The sequence below is a fragment of the Paenibacillus sp. P3E genome, from assembly GCF_001909045.1.
Taxonomy (GTDB): domain Bacteria; phylum Bacillota; class Bacilli; order Paenibacillales; family Paenibacillaceae; genus Paenibacillus_AQ; species Paenibacillus_AQ helianthi.
In genome coordinates this window covers 1-20,167 of the sequence record NZ_LVWH01000199.1, presented here as the reverse complement: position 1 = coordinate 20,167, position 20,167 = coordinate 1, and the positions used below count along the sequence as shown (strand labels likewise).

General features: G+C 49.2%; 12 protein-coding genes. 9 read left to right on the top strand and 3 right to left on the bottom strand.

Translation table 11 applies throughout. The annotated features are described in order from the left end of the window. Positions 1-66 precede the first annotated feature (66 nt). On the bottom strand, positions 67-3,210 hold the full coding sequence (locus A3842_RS24750; protein ID WP_074103078.1) for an alpha-mannosidase: 3,144 nt from the start codon (positions 3,208-3,210) through the stop codon (positions 67-69). Positions 3,211-3,439: 229 nt separating this feature from the next. Between A3842_RS24750 and A3842_RS24745 the strand changes: the two genes are divergently transcribed. The 7 genes from A3842_RS24745 (at position 3,440) to A3842_RS24715 (ending at position 14,774) form a co-directional block, all read left to right on the top strand. Continuing rightward, a complete protein-coding gene (locus A3842_RS24745; protein WP_074085144.1) occupies positions 3,440-5,266 on the top strand; it encodes a sensor histidine kinase in 1,827 nt (608 codons plus the stop codon). Between the two features lie 4 nt (positions 5,267-5,270). Further along, on the top strand, positions 5,271-6,827 hold the full coding sequence (locus A3842_RS24740; protein WP_074103077.1) for a response regulator transcription factor: 1,557 nt from the start codon (positions 5,271-5,273) through the stop codon (positions 6,825-6,827). Between the two features lie 252 nt (positions 6,828-7,079). Continuing rightward, complete coding sequence (locus A3842_RS24735; protein WP_074085146.1) at positions 7,080-8,009, top strand: ABC transporter permease; 930 nt, start codon at positions 7,080-7,082, stop codon at positions 8,007-8,009. Positions 8,010-8,032: 23 nt separating this feature from the next. Further along, the gene (locus A3842_RS24730; RefSeq protein ID WP_074085147.1) at positions 8,033-8,986 is read left to right on the top strand and encodes a carbohydrate ABC transporter permease; all 954 of its coding nucleotides are present in this window, start codon (positions 8,033-8,035) and stop codon (positions 8,984-8,986) included. Positions 8,987-9,056: 70 nt separating this feature from the next. Beyond that, complete coding sequence (locus A3842_RS24725) at positions 9,057-10,589, top strand: ABC transporter substrate-binding protein (protein WP_074085148.1); 1,533 nt, start codon at positions 9,057-9,059, stop codon at positions 10,587-10,589. Between the two features lie 40 nt (positions 10,590-10,629). Next, on the top strand, positions 10,630-13,281 hold the full coding sequence (locus tag A3842_RS24720; protein ID WP_074103076.1) for an endo-beta-N-acetylglucosaminidase: 2,652 nt from the start codon (positions 10,630-10,632) through the stop codon (positions 13,279-13,281). Between the two features lie 242 nt (positions 13,282-13,523). Beyond that, positions 13,524-14,774: an MFS transporter gene (locus A3842_RS24715; RefSeq protein WP_074103075.1), complete on the top strand. Its 1,251-nt coding sequence runs from the start codon at positions 13,524-13,526 to the stop codon at positions 14,772-14,774. A 168-nt stretch (positions 14,775-14,942) separates the two neighbouring features. On the opposite strand, the gene A3842_RS24710 is transcribed toward A3842_RS24715, so the two are convergent. Next, on the bottom strand, positions 14,943-15,782 hold the full coding sequence (locus tag A3842_RS24710) for a YheC/YheD family protein (protein WP_074103074.1): 840 nt from the start codon (positions 15,780-15,782) through the stop codon (positions 14,943-14,945). 103 nt (positions 15,783-15,885) lie between these two features. Between A3842_RS24710 and sbnA the strand changes: the two genes are divergently transcribed. Beyond that, entirely contained in the window at positions 15,886-18,162 is a 2,277-nt protein-coding gene (gene sbnA / locus A3842_RS33630) for a 2,3-diaminopropionate biosynthesis protein SbnA (protein ID WP_305953398.1), read from the top strand. 24 nt (positions 18,163-18,186) lie between these two features. Continuing rightward, positions 18,187-19,152, top strand: a complete 966-nt coding sequence (locus tag A3842_RS24700) for a 2,3-diaminopropionate biosynthesis protein SbnB (protein WP_074103073.1) — start codon at positions 18,187-18,189, stop codon at positions 19,150-19,152. A gap of 350 nt (positions 19,153-19,502) precedes the next feature. On the opposite strand, the gene A3842_RS24695 is transcribed toward A3842_RS24700, so the two are convergent. Next, complete coding sequence (locus tag A3842_RS24695; protein WP_074103072.1) at positions 19,503-19,979, bottom strand: SAM-dependent methyltransferase; 477 nt, start codon at positions 19,977-19,979, stop codon at positions 19,503-19,505. Between the last annotated feature and the right edge of the window lie 188 nt (positions 19,980-20,167).

Genomic DNA, 20,167 nt, shown 5'->3' with positions numbered 1-20,167 from the left:
TTTGGCGTGTGGTGCGCCCTGCACGGGCGATAACCTGGCGGTGAAAGTTCGTTAAAGGCTTGACAGTTAGCGCCGCAAGTCGATTTCAAAAGTCTTAATCTCATAAGGTTCAAGGACAAAGCAGATACCAGCATCGTTATGCATTTCGCCAGCTGATTGTTCCATCAGGTTCGTTTCTCGCCATCCATGAATCTGCAGACCGCTCGTCAGCTCCAGCGTGTTGGAGCTTCCGGAGTAATCGTGAATACGCACGATGATGCAGTCTGAATCCTCTGCTTTTTTGACTGCCGAGATCATAGCAGTATCGCCCGACAAGGCGAACATGGAGCGGCTTGGCAGTTCTGCATGCCCCTTCGTATAGCGAATTGGGGCATTCAGGAACCAGGCTTGCTTGACGGTCTGTCCGGCCAGCCAATCCCCCTGATGCGGTAGAAGGGCATAGGTGAAGCGGTGCAGCCCCTGATCCGCATGCGGATCAGGATGTGTAGCGCTTTTGATCAGCGACAGCCGCAAGACATTGTTTTTAATATCATAACCGTACTTGGAGTCATTCAATAGGCTGACACCATACCCTTTGTCGGACAGATCAGCCCATTGATGCCCGACCGATTCGAAGCGCGCCCAATCCCAACTCGTATTCCAATGAGTCGGCCGTTTCACGTTGCCGAACTGAATGTCATAGGTTGCCTCTGTAGACCGGATGCCAACCGGAAAAGCTACCTTCAGCAATTGCTGCTTTTCGTGCCAATCGACTTCGGTTACATAATCAATACGCCGGTTCGCGGCATAGACAATCAGGTTCTGTGTAATTGTGGAATTCCGGTACTGCCAATGGAACCGGATGACGGCCCGAAGCGAACCGGTCTCAATCACTTCGATTGCCGAACAATCTCGAATCTCAGTCATTTTTTCCTGATAGAAGATATCAATATCCCAAGCTTCATGTGCCAGAGGCTTATCCTCAAACACCTGCAACAGATTACCGTTAGCTCCCTTAGCCAGTACTTCCCGTCGTGCTGCTTTATCGTAAATGCGGGTTAACTGCCCGGCTTCGTTCCACGCCAATAGATAAAAAGGGGTTTCAATTCCACGTTCTGTATGGCTGAATGGTGCCAGCCCGGAATGGACGGATTCGGCATCGCTTTGGAAATGAATCGTTGTATACCCGAGCGAAGGTATATCTTTCACTTCAATATACCAAATGCCTGTATCCAGCTGGGCATTCAAGCGTAGCCCTGCATCGCTTAACCAGTAGCCCTGCTGCATCCCCGTAGAAGCGGGAATAGCCACAAGCTCTGTGATACTCCATGGTGAGGAATTCCACACCGAAAAGCTTCCTGCTGTTATCCCTGTTGCGATCGCAGCCCGGGCTTGTGTGTCGATCTGACTGCCGATCTGCCACGCTTCTTCGTATTCGACTCTGCTGTCTTCGTACACCTCTCGGATCGAGGAGCCGGGAATAATGTCATGGAACTGATTGCGCAGAATGATTTTCCAGCCTGAAGTCAGTGGTTTGGCTTGGTACAGATTCCAGTCTTCCTGCAAAATGCTTTGCAGAGCATTCAGCCACTCAGCTTCACGATAGGCCAGTTCGAGCTTACGGTTCATCTGCTTGTTGTAAGCTTGGCTGGTATACGTTCCGCGGTGATACTCCAGATACAATTCGCCATCCCAGGTATGAATGTATGAATCGGTATCCGTCACCGTCTGCTGCAGCTTGTCGAAATAGGCATCCGCACGTCCGGTAGTTACCTTTGGGAGCCCGGGCAACTGATCCAGCCGCCGCCGCATCTCGAGCATTTCACGGTTCACCCCGCCACCGCCGTCACCATAGCCATAGGACAGCAGCAGTTCCTGATTCATTTCCTTGTCGCGGTAGGCATCCCATATTCCTTTGACCGTCTTGGGGATGATTTTCCCGTTATAGGTGTAGAACCATGACCCTGGCTCCGACCACGGTTCAGGTGTTGTGATGAAATGGGTCAATACCTCCGAGCCGTCAATGCCGCGCCAATGGAACGTATCGAAAGGCATCCGGTTATACTGGTTCCAGCTGATTTTCGTGGTCATAAAGGTATGAATGCCTGATTTTTTCAAAATTTGCGGCAGGGACCAGCTGTAGCCGAACACGTCCGGCAACCATAAGTATCTGCATTCGGAACCGAACTCCTCCTTAAGGAAACGTGTACCGATCAGCAATTGCCGAACTAGCGATTCGCCCGAGGTCAGATTGCAGTCCGCTTCAAGCCACATGCCGCCACCAGCTTCCCAGCGTCCTTCCGCAATTCGCTCCTTGATGGATTCGTATAACTCCGGGTAATCTTCTTTCACATATTCATATAGCTGGGGCTGTGTCTGCAAAAAAACATACTCCGGGAACATCTCCATCAGCCGCATCACCGTAGAGAAGGACCGCGCACATTTCTCTCGCGTATGCTTAAGCCGCCACAACCAGGCAACGTCAACATGGGTATGGCCAATACAGGTGATGGTCACATCGGATAGTTTGTCCATAGCTTCCAGGCAGGCGGTAAGATGGTCTCTGGCTTCGTAGACAGAGATGAAAAACGTCTCTGATTCAGGGTCTGCCCAGTCGATCATACGGAAGGATTGCTGGAGCACTTGCAGCAGCTTGGTCCGCTCCGGCGCATTGGGGTCCAGGATTTTTACGGTTTCGAGAATGGCCGTCCCGGTGAACACAAGATCGTCTATTTTCTCATCCAGCCAACATAACTCCGCCTGTTTGAGGGTATGGGTCTGATTGCGCGGTTGTCCGCCTCCTTCAAGACCCGACCATAAACGGAAGAGTAGCTCAGCAGAGTGCCCTGCCGCCGAAGCTGGAAGAAACACTTCCTTATGATTGGAATCGACGCCTTGAAATGGTTTGCCTTCCCAATAGAAAAGGGATTCAAATCCGGAGTTGTTTCCACCCCCGGTATCGCCAAAATCAAATAACCCGACGATGCGCTTATGTTCCCATGATAAAGGGATTTCAGCATGAGTATGTAGCCACAAATAGAGATCCCGGCCACTCCAGGTCTCGTTAATATGCATTGTCTGCCAATGGGCTTCGGCACCTGGCACCGTAGGATTAATATCTTCCCGGTGGTCTTCGCAAGCAAGAAATACGCTCAGCGTCTGCCGGTCCCGGTAACGGAGTGCGGATAATTCATGAATACGTGCCTGCAGCTTGTTTTCGGTAAGGAACATCGTGTGGACCTCCAATTCATATAATCGGAGGGTGAATAGTTTATAGGGATAGATCCAAATGGGGTAAAAGTGAATAACTTAGGGGAATGCGCTCATTATAGCGGGTTCTTTTCCTTTTGACAATTGAAAGTTGAGTGGAAGGCACTGCATGTTCTCTTTATTGCCTAAATTTAACGAACGGTGATACACTGAGTTGAAAATTGGCTCCGAAGGAGGCGGTCAGGCGCGAATGTCCAAGATACGGATTTTTTATCAAAATCATCTGAAGAAAAAAATGTTTAACAAGATCCTCCTGTTCTACTCCATGGTCATGGTTCTCTTGTTTATAAGTGTCTCTATCCTGGCTTACCGCTATTACGAGCAGCGGCTCGTACGGGAGCAGATGGATGCGAGTCTTCAGGAACTGGACATCATCAGCATCAGTCTGAATCAGCAGAACGAACGGATGTATGGTGCGGTGCAGCAGATTTATACTGATGCGATGATTGGAGACGATCTGAAGTATTTTTTGACTCATGAATATGAGAACTTCCTCAAGTGGCGTCTGAATCAATATGCAAACAGCTACAGGACAGAACGTAACAGCTTTGACTATCATTTACGACAGCTGCTGAAGGAGGAGGCATCCATCTCGAACATTGTCCTGTACAGCTCAGATCAGGACTTTTTTTACGTTCTGAACCGGGAAACACAGCATTTTTACGATCAACCGCCGTTATCCTCTGAGCACCAGTACTGGTACGAACGGTTCAGGAATCAGCCTTGGCAGTATATGGGCAACGAGCCGCTATTCAAGGGAAAAGCCATCGGGGAATCAACACCTTACAGTTACGTGAATGTGCTCAAAGATCCTGTGACGCTGAAAGAATACGGTGCCATTCTGTTCGAACTCAACACCGACCGTATTAAAGGGCTGCTGCAGGAAAAGTTGAAAAATACGAGCAGCCGGATCATGCTGATCACGTCGCAGGGGCAAGTGATTTTTGACTCGCAGGGGCGATACGATAATACTGTCTATCCCTACTGGAAGCAGATAACGAAGCCTGGAGATTGGGTGAATCTGGAGGAACGTTCAAAAGTACAATTGCTGAATATCGGGAACACAGGGATGGTCGCTGCTGCCATTATTCCGCAGTCTCAAATCGTACAGAGTCTTCAAACCTTACGTTTTAGTCTTACAGGGATTGTGATCTTATGCATCATGATCAGCATCTCCGTGACGTTCACCGTTATCCGCCGCTACTCCAAAAAAATCCACAGAATTATCGTCTACATGCGGCGCTGGCAGGAGGGTGATTTGAGCAAGCGGATCAAAATGGAAGGGGAGGACGAACTGCAGCAGATCTCGCAAAGCTTTAACCATATGTGTGACCGGCTGGAGTCCTATATCCAGACCGTCTACATCTCTGAGATCAAGCAGAAGAATGCACAGCTCGTGGCTCTGCAGGCGCAGATTAATCCGCATTTCCTGTACAATACGCTCGAGAGTATACGCATGAAGGCCATCAGTTCAGGGGCCAGGGATGTCGGTCAAATGATATATATTCTCGCCACAATGTTCAGGCATTTGGTCAAAAAACAGACCCATGTCACATTGGCCGAAGAAATCGAACTGTGCGGGATGTATTTGGCCTTGATCCAATACCGGTACGAGAATAAGCTGCAGGTGGAAACGAACATTGAGATGGCAGTCGCCGGGAGCATCGTGGTGAAATTGCTGATTCAGCCGATTATCGAAAATTACATCGTTCACGGCTTTCAGGCGGATGACGACGATAACCGGATTTCCATAACGGCTGCAGAACAGGGGAGACACATCATTATTCGTGTGAAGGATAACGGCAAGGGCATTGCGCCTGAGAAAATGACCGAGCTGCACAAGGCACTGCAAAGTGAGGGGGGAGCACCTTTGCTATCCAGTGATTCTCTGGGTCTAAAAAATGTACATGAACGTATCCGTTTGAATTATGGCAGCGAGTACGGAATAAGTGTGATCAGCGAGCAGGGTAAAGGTTGTGAAGTCATCATCGAAATACCATTCACAAGGGAGGACTAACTGAATGAGGAACGTATTGCTGGTGGATGATGAGCCACTCATTGTCGAAGGAATGCAGTCCATCATCGATTGGAATGCGAATCAAATGCAAATTGCAGGTACAGCGCGAAATGGCGTGGAAGCGCTAGCAACGCTGGACGGCTTATCCGTAGATTTAATTATCACGGACATCATGATGCCCCGGATGACAGGACTTGAGCTGATCCGGGAAGTCAAAGTACGCAGTCCCCTCACTAAGTTCATCATTCTGAGCGGTTACGAGGAATTCAATTACGTACGGGAAGGCATCACGCTGGGTGTCGAGAACTATTTGCTCAAGCCAGTCAATATCGGCGAATTAGAAGCGACGATTAAGCATATGCAGCACGATTGGGAGCGGGAGGAAGTCAGACAAATCCATATGGATCAGAGCTGGAGGATTCTGAGAACCAATATATTGCAGCGGTGGGCGAACGAAACCATTGATGCCCAAGAGTTCCGGGAGCGCGCACAGCTGCTGGAAATCCCCTTAACCAAGTCGCGTTACAGTGCTGCTGCGCTGCGGATTGTAACCGGTCACGATATGGAGGAACCGCAGTTGTACAGACCCATTATCGCTGAGCAATGTGAAATCATAGGCAGGAAATATGTACCGGACGGCTGTGAGATCATCTGCTTCCCTGATCAGGAAGGAGATATCATTGTGCTGTTTGCTTCAACCGGGAGGGAAGGAGAAGAATGGAAATATCATGCGCTTTACGGGATGAAGCAGTGGATCGTCTCTGATACAGGAGCTCGTGTATGGGGGGTAAAGGGACAGGCCGAGCAATCCTATCTGGGATTTTCGCAAAGCTGCAGACAAGTGAAGCTGTGGTTTCAGAATCATTTGTTAGGCGATTCAGAGACTCTCTTAGAGTCATTGGACGACAGAAATGAAGCTGCTCATACGTATGAAAATAGGGAGCCCGCTATGGATCAATTCCATAAGTTGCTCCGGGACGGGCAGCGTCTTGAGGTTGACGGGTTCATCGACGACTTCTTTGATGTTCAGGCAGAGGCCGGGCACTCCGCAAGAATGCCGTTCTTCAACTCCGCAATTCAGCTTATGCTGGCGGCCAAGACTTTGGAAAAGACACCGGATTACGGCGGGGTTTTCGGTCCCTTATCCAGAATTCATACTCGCAGCGGGCTGAAGCAGCTGGTGAAAAGTGTGGTCCATCAAACACTTGATACTTACCATGCGGCAGAAAGAGACTATAGCCCCCATGTGATGGCTGTACTGGATTTCGTAAAAAACACCTACAAAGAGGAGCTTTCGCTGAAGACGCTCAGCCAGAAATTGGACCTTCATCCCAACTATCTGGGGCAGTTGTTTCAACAGGAGGCGGGTACGAGCTTTTCCGATTATGTCAATCAGTACCGGATTGAACGTGCCACCCATCTGCTGCTGTACTCGGACAAAAAGACGGCGGAAGTGGCGGCGGAGGTAGGCTATTGGGATACTTCTTACTTTTACAGGCAGTTCAAGAAATATGCCGGCGTTTCCCCTACGGAGCTGCGTTCGATGTATATGAAAAAGTAGGCGGCGACCTGTCTTCTAACAAAACACACCTTGAGGAGGTGTGTTTTTTTGTGAAATGAAGGCGCTATCTTTAATTAATCCATCATTTTATTGTATTTTTCAACTTTCACGGCGGCTGCCCGGCTTTCATAATAAAGACAGGGGTGAACGGGAAGATCCAAAACACCAAATGAGCTGAAGTTAACCATTGTTGATTATAGGGGATGAACAGTGGATGAACTCAGCTGCAAGTGAATCAAAGGAGGGACAGCCGTGCTAGGCATCTTGAAGAAACTGATAAAGAATAGGGCGTTTCTTCTGCTGGTATTACCGGGAGCAGCGTGGTTTATTATTTTTGCATATTTGCCGATGTTTGGGACGATTATTGCCTTTAAGGATTTCCGGATTCATCCGGGGGGATTTTTTGAAAGCGTTTTAAAGAGCGAGTGGGTCGGTTTCAAAAATTTCGAGTTCCTGTTCTCGACAGATGATGCTTATATCATAACGCGCAATACCATTCTGTATAACGTCGGTTTGATCATGCTTGGACTGGTGCTCGCGGTTACGCTTGCCATCATTATGAATGAGCTGTTAAACAAACGGCTGGCGAAATTTTACCAAACCGCGATGTTTATGCCGTATTTCCTCTCATGGGTTATTATTAGCTATTTTGTGTTCTCGTTCCTCAATGTAGAAAAAGGCGTATTCAACCAGCTCCTTGTCTTCTTTGGCGAAGACCCGGTCAGCTGGTATAGTGAGACGAAATTTTGGCCGTATTTTCTTATCTTTCTGGGTCTCTGGAAAAATGCCGGATACGGGAGCGTCGTCTATCTTGCAGCAATCGCCGGTATCGACCGCTCTTATTATGAGGCGGCAATGATCGACGGTGCTACCAAATGGAATCAGATCCGGTTTATTACACTGCCGATGCTGAAGCCGCTTATGATTATTTTGACGGTCCTGGCACTCGGTGGCATCTTCCGCTCGGATTTCGGCTTATTCTACCAGGTTCCGCGGGATTCCGGCGCACTGTATCCGGTCACTAACGTTATTGACACATTCGTGTATCGGGGACTGACGATCATGGGCGATACAGGTATGAGTACGGCTACGGGTCTATATCAATCCGTTGTCGGTCTGATTCTCGTTCTGCTCGCGAATTATGCGGTACGCAAAATTGAAAAGGATTATGCCGTATTCTAAAAAATCGGCAAGGGGGTGCTGCAATGAATGACTTAAGCAAATCTATAGAGAGAACAGTGCTCTCTGCTCCCGGGAAAAAGAAAACCAGGGACATCAATGCGATTAGTCCATTATGGAACTTTATATTTAATGTGGGTGTGGGCTTATTCGCCCTATCCTGTATCTTCCCGTTTATTTTTATCATTGTCATTTCGTTTACGGACGAGAAGACATTGGCTCTCAACGGCTTCAGCATCCTGCCCGAGGTGCTCAGTCTGGACGCCTACCGGTTTCTGATGCGGTCCGGCGAGCAAATGGTTCAATCCTTGGGTGTGACCCTGGCCGTAACGGTCATTGGAACCGTTCTGACGCTGTATCTCGTTTCTACATATGCGTACGCAATCTCACGCAAGAACTTTGACCAGCGCCGGTTCTTCAGCTTTCTTGCTTTCTTCACCATGCTGTTCTCCGGGGGGCTGGTTCCGGGATATATCGTTGTTACGCAAGTACTTCATTTGCGGGATACCCTTTGGGCGCTGATCTTCCCATCTATTCTGAACGCATTCTATATTATCGTCATGCGTACCTTTTTTACGACGACTGTACCGGATGCGATTATCGAATCGGCCAAGATCGACGGAGCAACCGAATTCGGCATTTACACACGTATTGTGCTGCCAATCTCGCTGCCGGGTATTGCGACTATCGGGCTTTTCAGTACACTTGGCTTCTGGAATGACTGGTTCAATGCGCTTCTGTATATTGATAATCCCAATTTAATACCACTGCAGACACTTTTAATCCGGATTCAGAACAATATGGACTTCATCGTACAGAACAGCAGCCAGGTAGTATCTTACGATATTGCTGCGACCTTGCCGACAGAGACCGTACGTATGGCTATGGTTGTGCTGGCTACGCTGCCAATTGCGCTGGCGTATCCTTTTTTCCAAAAGTATTTTATCCAAGGGCTTACGATTGGTTCGGTTAAAGAATAAGTTGGATAAGTTGTATCTGCCTGATCCAGGGCAGTAACAATAGATATTTATATTGATTAGGGGGAGACATATGAAGTCCAAGAAAATGGTATTGCTGATGGTTGTGTTTCTGTTTGCACTCGCTTCCGGCTTGGCTGGCTGTGGCAGCAATAACACGAAAGAGAGCAGTGATGGGAACACTCCGTCCGGGACCCAATCGGCTAGTCCAACAGAATCCGGCGACCAGGCTGGGGATAAGCTGGACCCGGTGAAGCTTAAGGTATACCTGATTGGTGGTCCACAGCGTGACCTGCCAATGGTTCAAGAGGAAATGAATAAATATTTGACGGATAAAATCAACGCAACCGTTGACATCACAATGATTGACTGGGGCGACTACTCGAAACGGTTGCCGGTAATCACTGCTTCCGGGGAGAATTACGATATCGCGTTTACCTCCTCCTGGGCTTTTGACTACCTGCCGAACGCGACTCGGGGTGCGTTTTTGCCAATCAATGATTTGCTGGAAAAATACGGTCAGGATATCATAAAAGAGCTCGACCCGCGCTTCCTGACTGGATCGCAGGTAAATGGCAAAAATTATGCCGTACCAGTGAACAAGGAGTTGGCCTCGCAGTGGGTATGGCGATTCAACAAACAGTATGTCGACAAGTATAAGATGGATATTACAAAAATCCGTACCCTAGAGGATCTCGAACCTTATTTGAAACAAATCAAGGAAGGCGAGCCGGCTGACATTACGCCACTGGCCGTACCGAAAGGCTTCAAGCCTTATATGCCGTTCGATTTCCTCCTGGGCGATGAATTCCCGGTTGGGATAAATATGAACTCAACGGATGGGAAGTACGTCAATATCCTTGAATCCGATGAACTGAAAAGCTCGCTCAAAACCATTCGGAAATATTATCAAGCCGGTTATCTGCGCAAAGATGTCGCAACTCTGGAAGGCATTGATAACATCAAGACAGGCAAATGGTTCGCGGACCGCGAGCAAACGCAGCCTTATGCAGAATTGGGCTGGTCGAGAAGTGCGGGCTATGACATCGTGACCTCACCTATGCAGGATCCGGTTATCTTCACAGGCTCCGCTACCGGTTCTATGCACGCAATCTCGGCGAATTCCAAAAATCCGGAGCGTGCGATGATGTTCTTGAACCTGCTCAATTCGGACAAATATTTGCGCAATCTGATCAACTACGGTATCGAAGGCACACATTACAAGAAGATCTCTGAAGACGTCATTGAAGATCTGCCGGCTATGAAAGACGGTTACCAGATGCCGGGATTCGCACTAGGCAATCTGTTCCTGACCTACAGCCACAAGGAAGATCCTGCAGATAAATGGGAAGCGTTCAAGGAGTTCAACAATTCCGCCAAGGTGGCACCAAGCTTTGGCTTCAACTTCAACCCCGATCCAGTGAAGACAGAAGTGGCGTCTATCTCGGCGATCGTAAAAGAATTTTATCCACCTATCATGACAGGTGCAGTCGACCCGGATGAACATCTGCCGAAGGCAATCGCCAAGATGAAGGATGCCGGTCTGGATAAAGTCATTGCGGAAGCACAGAAGCAATATGACGAGTGGAAAGCGGCCCATAAATAGGCTGACATTCACATCAATTGATCCATTGGAGGAGGATGGCATGAAAAAGATAGGTGCAGGTTTTATCTTCTTAATTGTGATATGTGCTGCATTATCCACTTCTGCGTTAGCCAAACAGCCTTATTCATCCTATTGGTTTCCAGAGCAATTGCTTCAGTGGAGTCCGGCATCAGACCCGGACGCGGCTTTCAACCGTAGTACTGTCCCGCTGCAGGACCGTTTTGTGGGAGCAGGGGTCAACTCTCATGCGACTAAAGCGCCGAAAGTCATGGCTTTATCAGCACTGAATCCGGGAACAAGCGGAGTACCCTCGCAGGGCTCGGACAAATTCGGGGCAAACACGTTTACCTATTGGCAATATGTTGACCAACTGGTCTATTGGGGCGGCTCGGCCGGCGAAGGGATCATCGTGCCTCCAAGTGCCGATACGATCGACGCTGCTCATAAGAATGGCGTGCCGATCCTCGGAACGGTGTTCTTCCCGCCAGCCGTGTATGGCGGTAAATATGAATGGGTGAAGCAGATGCTAGAGCAGAAGAGTGACGGCTCCTTTCCTGCCGCTGACAAGCTGATCCAGGTTGCGGAGTATTACGGATTTGACGGCTGGTTCATTAACCAGGAGACAGAGGGTGGGACGCCGGCTGACGCACAGCAAATGAAAGCTTTCCTGCGTTATCTTGAAGTGCACAAATCTGCATCTATGCACTTCGTATGGTACGATTCCATGACCAAAGAAGGCAGTATCAGCTGGCAGAACGCCCTAAATGATAAGAATGCGATGTTCCTGCAGGACAATGGAAAGCAGATAACAGACAGTATGTTCCTGAACTTCTGGTGGAAGGATCTTGAAAGCTCGGCGGAAAAGGCCAAAAGCTTGGGCAGAAGTCCGTTTGACCTGTATGCAGGTATTGACGTTGAAGCCAAAGGTTATGATACGAAGGTGAACTGGAATCTGCTGTTCCCGGAAGGGAAGCCTGCAGTCACTTCTCTGGGGATTTACCGCCCGGACTGGGCTTTTAACAGTGCAGAGAGTATGGAGGATTTCTTCATCCGCGAGAACAAGTTCTGGGTGGGTCCTAACGGAGATCCGGGCAATACCGCGAGCAGCCAGACCTGGAAAGGAATCGCAAACGATGTGGTTGAAGCATCCCCTGTAAATAAGCTGCCCTTCATCACCAGCTTCAACACTGGAAGCGGACAGAAGTATTACGTTCACGGGAAGCAGGTACGGGATAAAGGATGGAATAACCGGAGCCTGCAGGATATCCTGCCGACATGGCGCTGGATCGCAGACAGCAAAGGAACACCGCTCACACCGGTGCTGGATTGGTCCGATGCGTATTACGGCGGCAGCTCGCTGAAGGTATCAGGTGTGCTGAGCCATGACAATGCGACACATCTGAAGCTCTATAAGACAGATCTGAAGATCGAAGCAAGTACGAAGCTGTCGGTTACGTACAAAACGCAGAACAAGCCTAGCCTGAAGGTTGGCCTTGCTTTTGCAGACCATCCCGATCAATTTGTCTTCCTTAACGTGAAGGATAAAACATCACCAGGCTGGACTACAGAAACACTGAATTTGACCCCTTATAAAGGGAAACGGATCGTGGCGTTGTCACTGTATTTTGATACCAGGGATACGATAAGTGATTATGCCATACACATTGGTCAGCTCGCCATCCAAAATGTCAACGACCCGATTCAGCCGCTCCCGGCGGTTAGTGGGCTGAAAGCCACTTCATCTGATTTCCGCAATGGAATCTATGGAGATGCCAGATTGCAGTGGAAACCGCTTGATCAGCAGGTGAAGCAGTATGAAATCTATCGGGTATTGCCCGATGGCAATGAGGTGCTAATGGGGGCAACGCCGAATCATGTGTTTTACGTCCCTGAGATGAGAAGAATAGACAAGGAAGCGGTAACGGTATTGAAGGTCGTTGCGGTCAATGGAAGATACGGGCAAGGTCAGGCCTCCAGCGTGAAGATCAGCTGGCCGGCTTATCCGAAGCCGACTGCGGATTTCAAGGCCGACCGGACGCTGGTGGCTCCAGGTGAGAGTGTAAACTTCACCGACCTGTCGACTGAAGTGACAGAAGGCTGGTCATGGACCTTCGACGGCGGAAGCCCGGCTGTCAGCACCGCGAAGAACCCGGTGGCAACGTTCAATCAGGAAGGTGTATATAGCGTGACACTGACTGCAACTAACAGCTCGGGCCAAGACACAATGTCGAAAAAGGCACTAATCACAGTAAGCAAGGAAGCCGGTTCAGTGAAGAATCTGGCACTTGGCAAAGCTGTAACAGCCGATCAGGCCTGCGGGGATAAGGAAGGAGCACCGAATGCCGTAGACGGTAAAGTGACGGACAACAGCAAATGGTGCGCGCTTGGCAATCTGCCTCACTGGCTTCAAGTCGATCTGGGCGCCGAGCATCCAATCAGTGCCTTTGTCATCAAGCATGCTGAGAGCGGAGGAGAGTGGTCCGGGTTCAATACTAGCGATTATACCATTCAGGTGAGCAGCGACGGTACGAACTGGGCCGATGCCGTCAAGGTCCAAGGAAACACGGCAGCGGAGACGACTGAGGCGATTGCACTAGTTAAAGCCCGCTATGTAAAACTAATCATTACTAAGCCCTCCCAGGGTGCTGATACAGCCGCGCGAATCTATGAGTTTGAAGTCAAGGGGCTGTAATAGTATACAAAACAGCGTTTCTACCGTTAATGGAGAAGCGCTGTTTTGCGTTTTTATATATAATGAGCCAGCAAATAAAAAAGTTACTCAACTTAGCAAAAAAAAAGAAATATAGAGTATTTAAGTATATTATAATTGACAAATACGACTTAGATTATATGAAAAGGTGAGACTAATGAAAAGAGAGTTATACCATTTAATCAAAATGGGCATCTTTGCAAACAATTGGAGGTTGAATAAGATTGAATAGGCATGAAAATAGCAGCAATGCACCAAGCCTGCTTCGCAATCGGTTCCTGCAGACCATTCTATTATCAAGCGTGCTGCTGCAGATCGGCATTTGGGTCCGTAATTTCGCTATTCTCCTGTATGTTGCAGAAAAAACAAACAATGATCCCTACGCCATATCGCTGATCAGCGTAGCAGAGTTCGCACCTATTTTTGTTTTTTCGTTCATCGGAGGTACATTTGCCGACCGCTGGAAGCCGAAGCGAACGATGATCTGGTGCGATTTATTATCTGCGGTATCTGTATTCGCAGTACTTTTGACCATACATTTCGGTTCATGGCATTCCGTCTACCTTGTAGCATTCATCTCAGCGATTCTATCGCAGTTCTCACAGCCTTCAAGCATGCGATTGTTTAAGTATCATGTACCGGAAGAACAGTTGCAGCAAGGGATGGCTCTATTCCAATCACTCATGGCTATCTTCATGGTGCTCGGACCTATGCTCGGCACCTTCGTGTACAGCACGTTTGGCCTTGAAACGTCGATTGCTATAATGGGCGTGGTCTTTCTGCTGTCCGCACTCGTCCTTATTCGCCTGCCTGAGGATCATTTGAAACCTCAAACGACCGCTGGAAAAGGGCAGTTCCGTAAAGATTTCAATGAAGGCTTCCGTTATGTCTGGCACAGCCAAGTGCTGCGTATGCTCGGACTCGCATTTATTCTCGCCGGACTCGCAGTTGGGGTTGCCCAAGCGCTCAACCTGTTTATCGTAACGGAGCGGCTGGGCAAAAGTAAGGAGTTCCTGCAATATCTGCTGATGGTGAATGGTGCAGCCATGCTGATCGGTGGCGGGATCGTAGCCATCTTCGCCAAGCGGGTTCCGCCGCAGCTTCTGCTGGCAATAGGTATGCTGGCAGGCGCAATATGCACTGTCATCGTCGGGTATTCGACTAGTGTTCCGCTCACGCTGACCGTTCAATTTCTGAATGGGCTTGTGTTCCCTTGCATTCATATCGGGATCAGCACAATGATCCTGAAATGGTCACATAGCTCCATTGTCGGCCGCGTAAATGGGGTTCTGAATCCGATGTTCGTAGGCATGATGGTCATTTCCATGTCTTTCGCTGGCGCGTTAAAGGATGCCTTTTCGCTAGGTACGATCTATAGCGGAGCAGGATTATTATTTTTTCTTGGTGCACTGGTCATGGTGCCGATTATGAACCAGAAAGCACCGGATCACTCACATGTTGCACAAGAGGCATAATATCGTGATGTGTATAAGGTTGTATACAGAAGAGCCTGTGTCCGGTTCTTCCGCGATGGGATTATAACGTAATCAGTAGACCGCTCCTCCGGGGCGGTCTATTAGTTGTTCCAACCTCTATTTTTTCATACGAATCTGAAAATCGATCCCCTGCCTCTTCGCTCGGAGTCACACCACACCTTGCTTCGCCTTCATACATTTCAGATTGTAAGTCCGCCCATAGGCCTTGCCGTACCTTACGATTCGGTTGATCATATTACGGTCCTGCAGCTTGGTGAACGGGCAGGGATCGGGGGCTGTATTCACTTCCAGGATCCAGGGCTTCAGATGCCGGTCCAAGGCAATATCTGCACCGATTTCCTGAAGGCCGGGGAAGGCAGTGCTTAACTGATGGGCAGACTTTACTCCAATTTCCTTCATTGCCGCGATCAATGCTGCACGCTTTTCTAGGTTTGTGTAGGCGTTCAACAACACCTCAACCGGATATATGGTCCCTCCTTGACTGCCGTTGGTCACCACCTTGTGAGGATGCGCCACGCGTCCTGCAATCCCCGTAGCCTCCCACTCCCTCTTAAGATTCCGCTGCACCATCACCCGGATATCGAAGGGCCGGCCATCATAGGTAAGCAGCCGGATTCCCTTTTGGACTAAATAGGATCTCTCCTTGGTTTCCCTATAGATTGCACGATAGGCGGTGTCGTAATCGGAGAATCTATGCACTTGCGTACCGGCCTGATAGCGGTAGGACATCTCTTGCCTCGGGTCATGATCTCTTCCACTGCTGCTTTTCAAGCGATTGACCGGAAATTTGTCTACCCGAATCACACCCTGCCCCAATGAACCGCAGCATGGCTTAATGTACACCATGTGATATTTTTGCAGCATCTCTTTTAGCACGCTTGGCTTCATTTTTCTCGTTACCGGGATATGCATCCTTAACTCTTGGCTTCCAGCCAGTACCTTTGTCTTCGTCAGCTTGTTGGATATACGTGTGATTTGTTCCTTCATTACGTCCCTCCGTCGCAATAAGCCTATAGGCTATCTTACGGGGATCGTTGAACTTTTGATTGGGCAGCAGACGATAAAAGAACACACCCGGAGCGTGCTACATATGATGATTGAAGGTGTGTATCTAAAGAGGCTGCAGGTTGCAGCAGAGCGGGAGGCGGCGAAGATGCTGCTGGACAAATTACAGGATAAGGTGTTTGAGGTTATCGGGGTATTTCCTTGGTACAAGGGGCTGATCGGCGGCGGGCAAACCAATTATAGCCTTCAGAAGCTTCCGCTGCTGACGACGGAGATTCTTGAAACCTATTATTATACAGAGCCAGCTGACCCTTCTCTTGCCGTATACAGGACATCGGGCACAAGCACTGGCGACCGGAAGGCGATTCTCTACTCAGAGGAAGATGACCAGCACTACATAGATATCAAAACAAAGCTGTTCGGTGAGCTTATCGCAGGGAGCGGGTGCACAAGAGCCTTGGCAGACATGGGTACCGGACATGCAGCGAACACTGCGCTAACCATATTTGAACGGCTGGGCCTGGAAAATAGCTCGATCCCCTTTGAACTGCCGATTCAGCAGCATATTGAACAGCTTGAGGCATTCCAGCCGGACCTGCTGTATACGATGCCTTCTATCCTCGACCATATCGTATATGCTACAGACAATCCGCTTGCCTTCGGAATCCGCAAGATCATTCTGGTCGGGGAAATCGCCACACCTGAGTGGCAGTGCAACATGGCCCGCCTGTTCGGTCTGGAGCCGCGTGACATCATTGATACGTACGGCTCCATTGAAATGGGGACGATTGCTTATTACTCCCATGATCTTGGCCGGTATATTCTCGCTGACGGCATTTATGCGGAAGGGATCGGGATACAGGAGTTAGGCGGGGAATGGAGACCGCTGGCAAAGGACGAGAGTATCCTGGTGCTTACCTCATGCGTCCGCAAGATGCTGCCTGCCATCCGTTTTGTTACCTATGACGTTGTAAGAGACTTCAGGCCTGTGATGGATGGCGGTGTAGAGAGGCAGAGCTTTGCGTCTATTGTCAAACGGGTGGGCCGGGAATTGAAGCACGGGGAAAAAATCAGCCTGTACGATATTGAACGGGTTGTATACCGTCATCTTGAGGATGCGATCATCCGCGTTAGCGTAGAGGACAATGCACTGACTGTGTATATTCAGAGCAAATCTGCGGAAAACTCCGCTATTCCGGCCATCCGGGAGGAAATCGGGGAGTGCATTCCCGAAATCGGCAGAATGATTCGTAACCATCTGCTTGATGCGATTGAGGTCATCATCGTAACTGCGGAGGAGCCGCTGGAGCGCGGGCAGGTGAAGAACAAAAAACTGTATTACCAGAAAGACAAAGATAATAGCGGGCCTGATATATACCTGAATCGCGGCATTTTGTCGGCCATCGGAAACACGCCCTTAATCAAGCTGAATCACTTGTTCCAGAAAAGCGGATTTGAGGTTTACGCGAAAATGGAGCTGCTGAACCCCGGCGGAAGTGCGAAGGACCGTCCGGCTCTGCGGATGATCCGGGAAGCCTGGAAGGAAGGGATCATCGGGCCGGGAACTTCCGTCATTGAATCGAGCTCGGGAAATATGGCGATCAGCCTGGCGATGATTTGCAAGGTTTTGGGGATGCGTTTTATCAGCGTGGTCGACCCCAGAACAACAGACACGAATCTGCAAATCCTGAAGGCATTGGACGCAAAAATAGATCTGGTCCCGGGTCCCGACCCCGAAACAGGCGAGTTTTTGCCCGCCAGGCTGAACCGTGTGCAGCAGCTCCTGGCGGAAATACCGGGCAGCTACTGGCCGAATCAGTATGCGAATCCCCATAATTATCTGTCTCACTACCATACGACCATGAAGGAAATTGTGGCTGAGCTTGGGCGGGTGGATTATTTGTTCTGCAGCGTCAGTACCTGCGGCACGATTCGGGGCCTCGCAGAATATGCAAGGGATCACGGGCTTAAGACTAAGATTGTTGCTGTTGACGCAGAGGGGAGCGCTATTTTTGGAGGAAATAAGGGTCAGCGGCGCTTCCCGGGACTCGGTGCCGGTATCGTACCGCCCTTCTGCAGAACCGGCCTGATCGATCGTATCATCCATGTCTCGGACTCGGATATTGTCAAAGGCTGCCGGGCACTCGCCCGGAGCGAATCGGTTCTGGCTGGCGCATCCTCCGGGGGGATTATTGCAGCCGTTAAAAAGATGGAGCCGGAATTGACACCGGGATCGGTCTGTGCGGTCATTCTGCATGACAAGGGAGAACGTTACCTCGATACTGTATATTCAGATGTCTGGATTCAGAGCCAATTCGGCCGGGAACTTTCGGCTGAGGACAGAACCGACCTTGGAAGATAAGACAGGATATGGGGAGGAAGCGGGATGCTGTACTTAAACGACCGGGATCTTCGGGAAGTTGGCCTGGATTGGCCTGCCCTTGTGGAGTCGGTAGAGTCTGCAGTGCGCATTATGGATTCAGGTGATTACGCCCAGCCAGTAAAGCCATACCTAAGGTATAACAATGCCCGGAACCGGATTATTGCCATGCCTGCGTACGCTGGAGGAGAGGTGAATGCAGCAGGGATCAAGTGGATTTCCAGCTTCCCGGATAATATCCAGGCGGGTCTTCCCCGCGCGCATAGCATTATCGTGCTCAATAATCCCGCTACGGGCGAACCTTCAGCCATCCTCAACTCGCCGATGCCCAGCATTGTAAGGACGGCCTCCATCAGCGGGCTGATGATTCGTTATTTTATGGAGGCACGCCCGCTGGTCCGAATTCATCTAGGCATTATCGGCTGGGGGCCGATTGGTCAGTATCATTTTCAAATGGCTGCAGCATTGTATGGAGACCGGATCGAATCTATCCGTATCTTTGACATAAGGGGAGCAGATTTGTCAGGAATCCCGCCTATCTACAGGGACAGGATCGAAGTAGCTAAGACTTGGGCAGATGTCTACCGGCATTCCAATATCTTCATCACTTGTACCGTATCCAATCATCGGTATATTGATCTTCCCCCTGCAAAAGGCAGTCTTTTGCTGAATGTTTCACTGCGTGATTATAAGCCGGAGGCGTTAGCTTCAGTAAAAGCCATCATCGTGGACGATTGGGATGAAGTGTGCCGTGAGAATACCGACATTGAGCAGCTCCATCTGGAGCAGGGACTGACTTGTGAAGGTACGCGAAAGATTACCGATGTCGTCAGCCGCCGCTGCTTTGCGGATTTCGCCGCAGATGAGCCGATCTTTTTCTGCCCGATGGGTATGGCCGTCTTCGATATCGCTACAGCGGTGTACTACGTAAAGATTGCAAGAGAAAAAGGAATTGGGAGCGAGCTTGAGTAGGGGGAGGGTCTGTCTTACTGAAGCTGTTTCGGTACCCAAGCGGGTGTTGATATTGCTCATACTTCAGCAGAGGACGGACTGATTGTGGAAAAGCGGCCGCGGCCGCCTTGATCTCCGGATTTTCACCGCTAAGGGGAATGAAAAAAATCTGGAGAGCACTGCAATTGGAACAACGGTCCGTTCGCGGAGTGTCCTCACCAAGTTCCCATGTGCATCCTACTCCAAAACCAAGGGGCGTCCCAAGAAGCCATTCATGGCTTTTGGGACGCCCCCGTTTTTTTGCATGATGAGAGATGTATCTGAAATGCATTCATAAAGGTAAGTATCAAATCGCCCAGACCTTATTATAGCTAGAAGTTAAAGACTTTACTCCAGTCATAATCTCCTGAAGTCTCCACGTTTTTTGGCCAGCTAGCACACCACTGAGGCATAGAAGGATTTTCTACCCGGTCAAGACTTGGTGTGTAGGGCTTAATATCCAAAATGGGGGTTCCATGCTCGGCATCCATATAGGCTAACCCGACAACACCATTTTCTGCCTCAATGTACGTAATATTAGCACAAGTTAGTGCAATAGGGTTGGGACGTTCTGGAGAGCGTGTTGCAAATGTTCCCAACATCTCCGGTGAGTCTTTGTATGGGCTTTTTTCAATTAGTTTTGAGCGAGAGTCTGAATGGTCACATTGATCAAACCACCAGAGAATATTGATATAGCTGAATCCCTCAAGATTGGTAAGAGCCGGGATATATTCTTTATCCAGTTTTAAGCGAGTTCCCTTTTTATCAACGCAAACTTTTCCAATTGATTTAACTGTAAATAATTCCATGAGTAAAACTCCTATTCGGTTTATTACGGCGCCGTTAAATCAATTATATCTTTGTGTTTTTACACTACAAGCGTTATTTTTGATGATCCCCCCTGTGTATGTGAACCACGGAAAAATGGATAATAATGTAATTTAATAGTGTGATCAGCTGTTGTGAAAATGCAAAATCAGCAGAATAAGAAAAATAT

Bases quoted from the DNA above. Each gene is read 5' to 3' on its own strand.
- A3842_RS24750 (WP_074103078.1), bottom strand. From the start codon at position 3,210: ATGTTCCTTACCGAAAACAAGCTGCAGGCACGTATTCATGAATTATCC.
- A3842_RS24745 (WP_074085144.1), top strand. From the start codon at position 3,440: ATGTCCAAGATACGGATTTTTTATCAAAATCATCTGAAGAAAAAAATG.
- A3842_RS24740 (WP_074103077.1), top strand. From the start codon at position 5,271: ATGAGGAACGTATTGCTGGTGGATGATGAGCCACTCATTGTCGAAGGA.
- A3842_RS24730 (WP_074085147.1), top strand. From the start codon at position 8,033: ATGAATGACTTAAGCAAATCTATAGAGAGAACAGTGCTCTCTGCTCCC.
- A3842_RS24725 (WP_074085148.1), top strand. From the start codon at position 9,057: ATGAAGTCCAAGAAAATGGTATTGCTGATGGTTGTGTTTCTGTTTGCA.
- A3842_RS24720 (WP_074103076.1), top strand. From the start codon at position 10,630: ATGAAAAAGATAGGTGCAGGTTTTATCTTCTTAATTGTGATATGTGCT.
- A3842_RS24710 (WP_074103074.1), bottom strand. From the start codon at position 15,782: ATGAAGGAACAAATCACACGTATATCCAACAAGCTGACGAAGACAAAG.
- sbnA (WP_305953398.1), top strand. From the start codon at position 15,886: ATGATGATTGAAGGTGTGTATCTAAAGAGGCTGCAGGTTGCAGCAGAG.
- A3842_RS24700 (WP_074103073.1), top strand. From the start codon at position 18,187: ATGCTGTACTTAAACGACCGGGATCTTCGGGAAGTTGGCCTGGATTGG.
- A3842_RS24695 (WP_074103072.1), bottom strand. From the start codon at position 19,979: ATGGAATTATTTACAGTTAAATCAATTGGAAAAGTTTGCGTTGATAAA.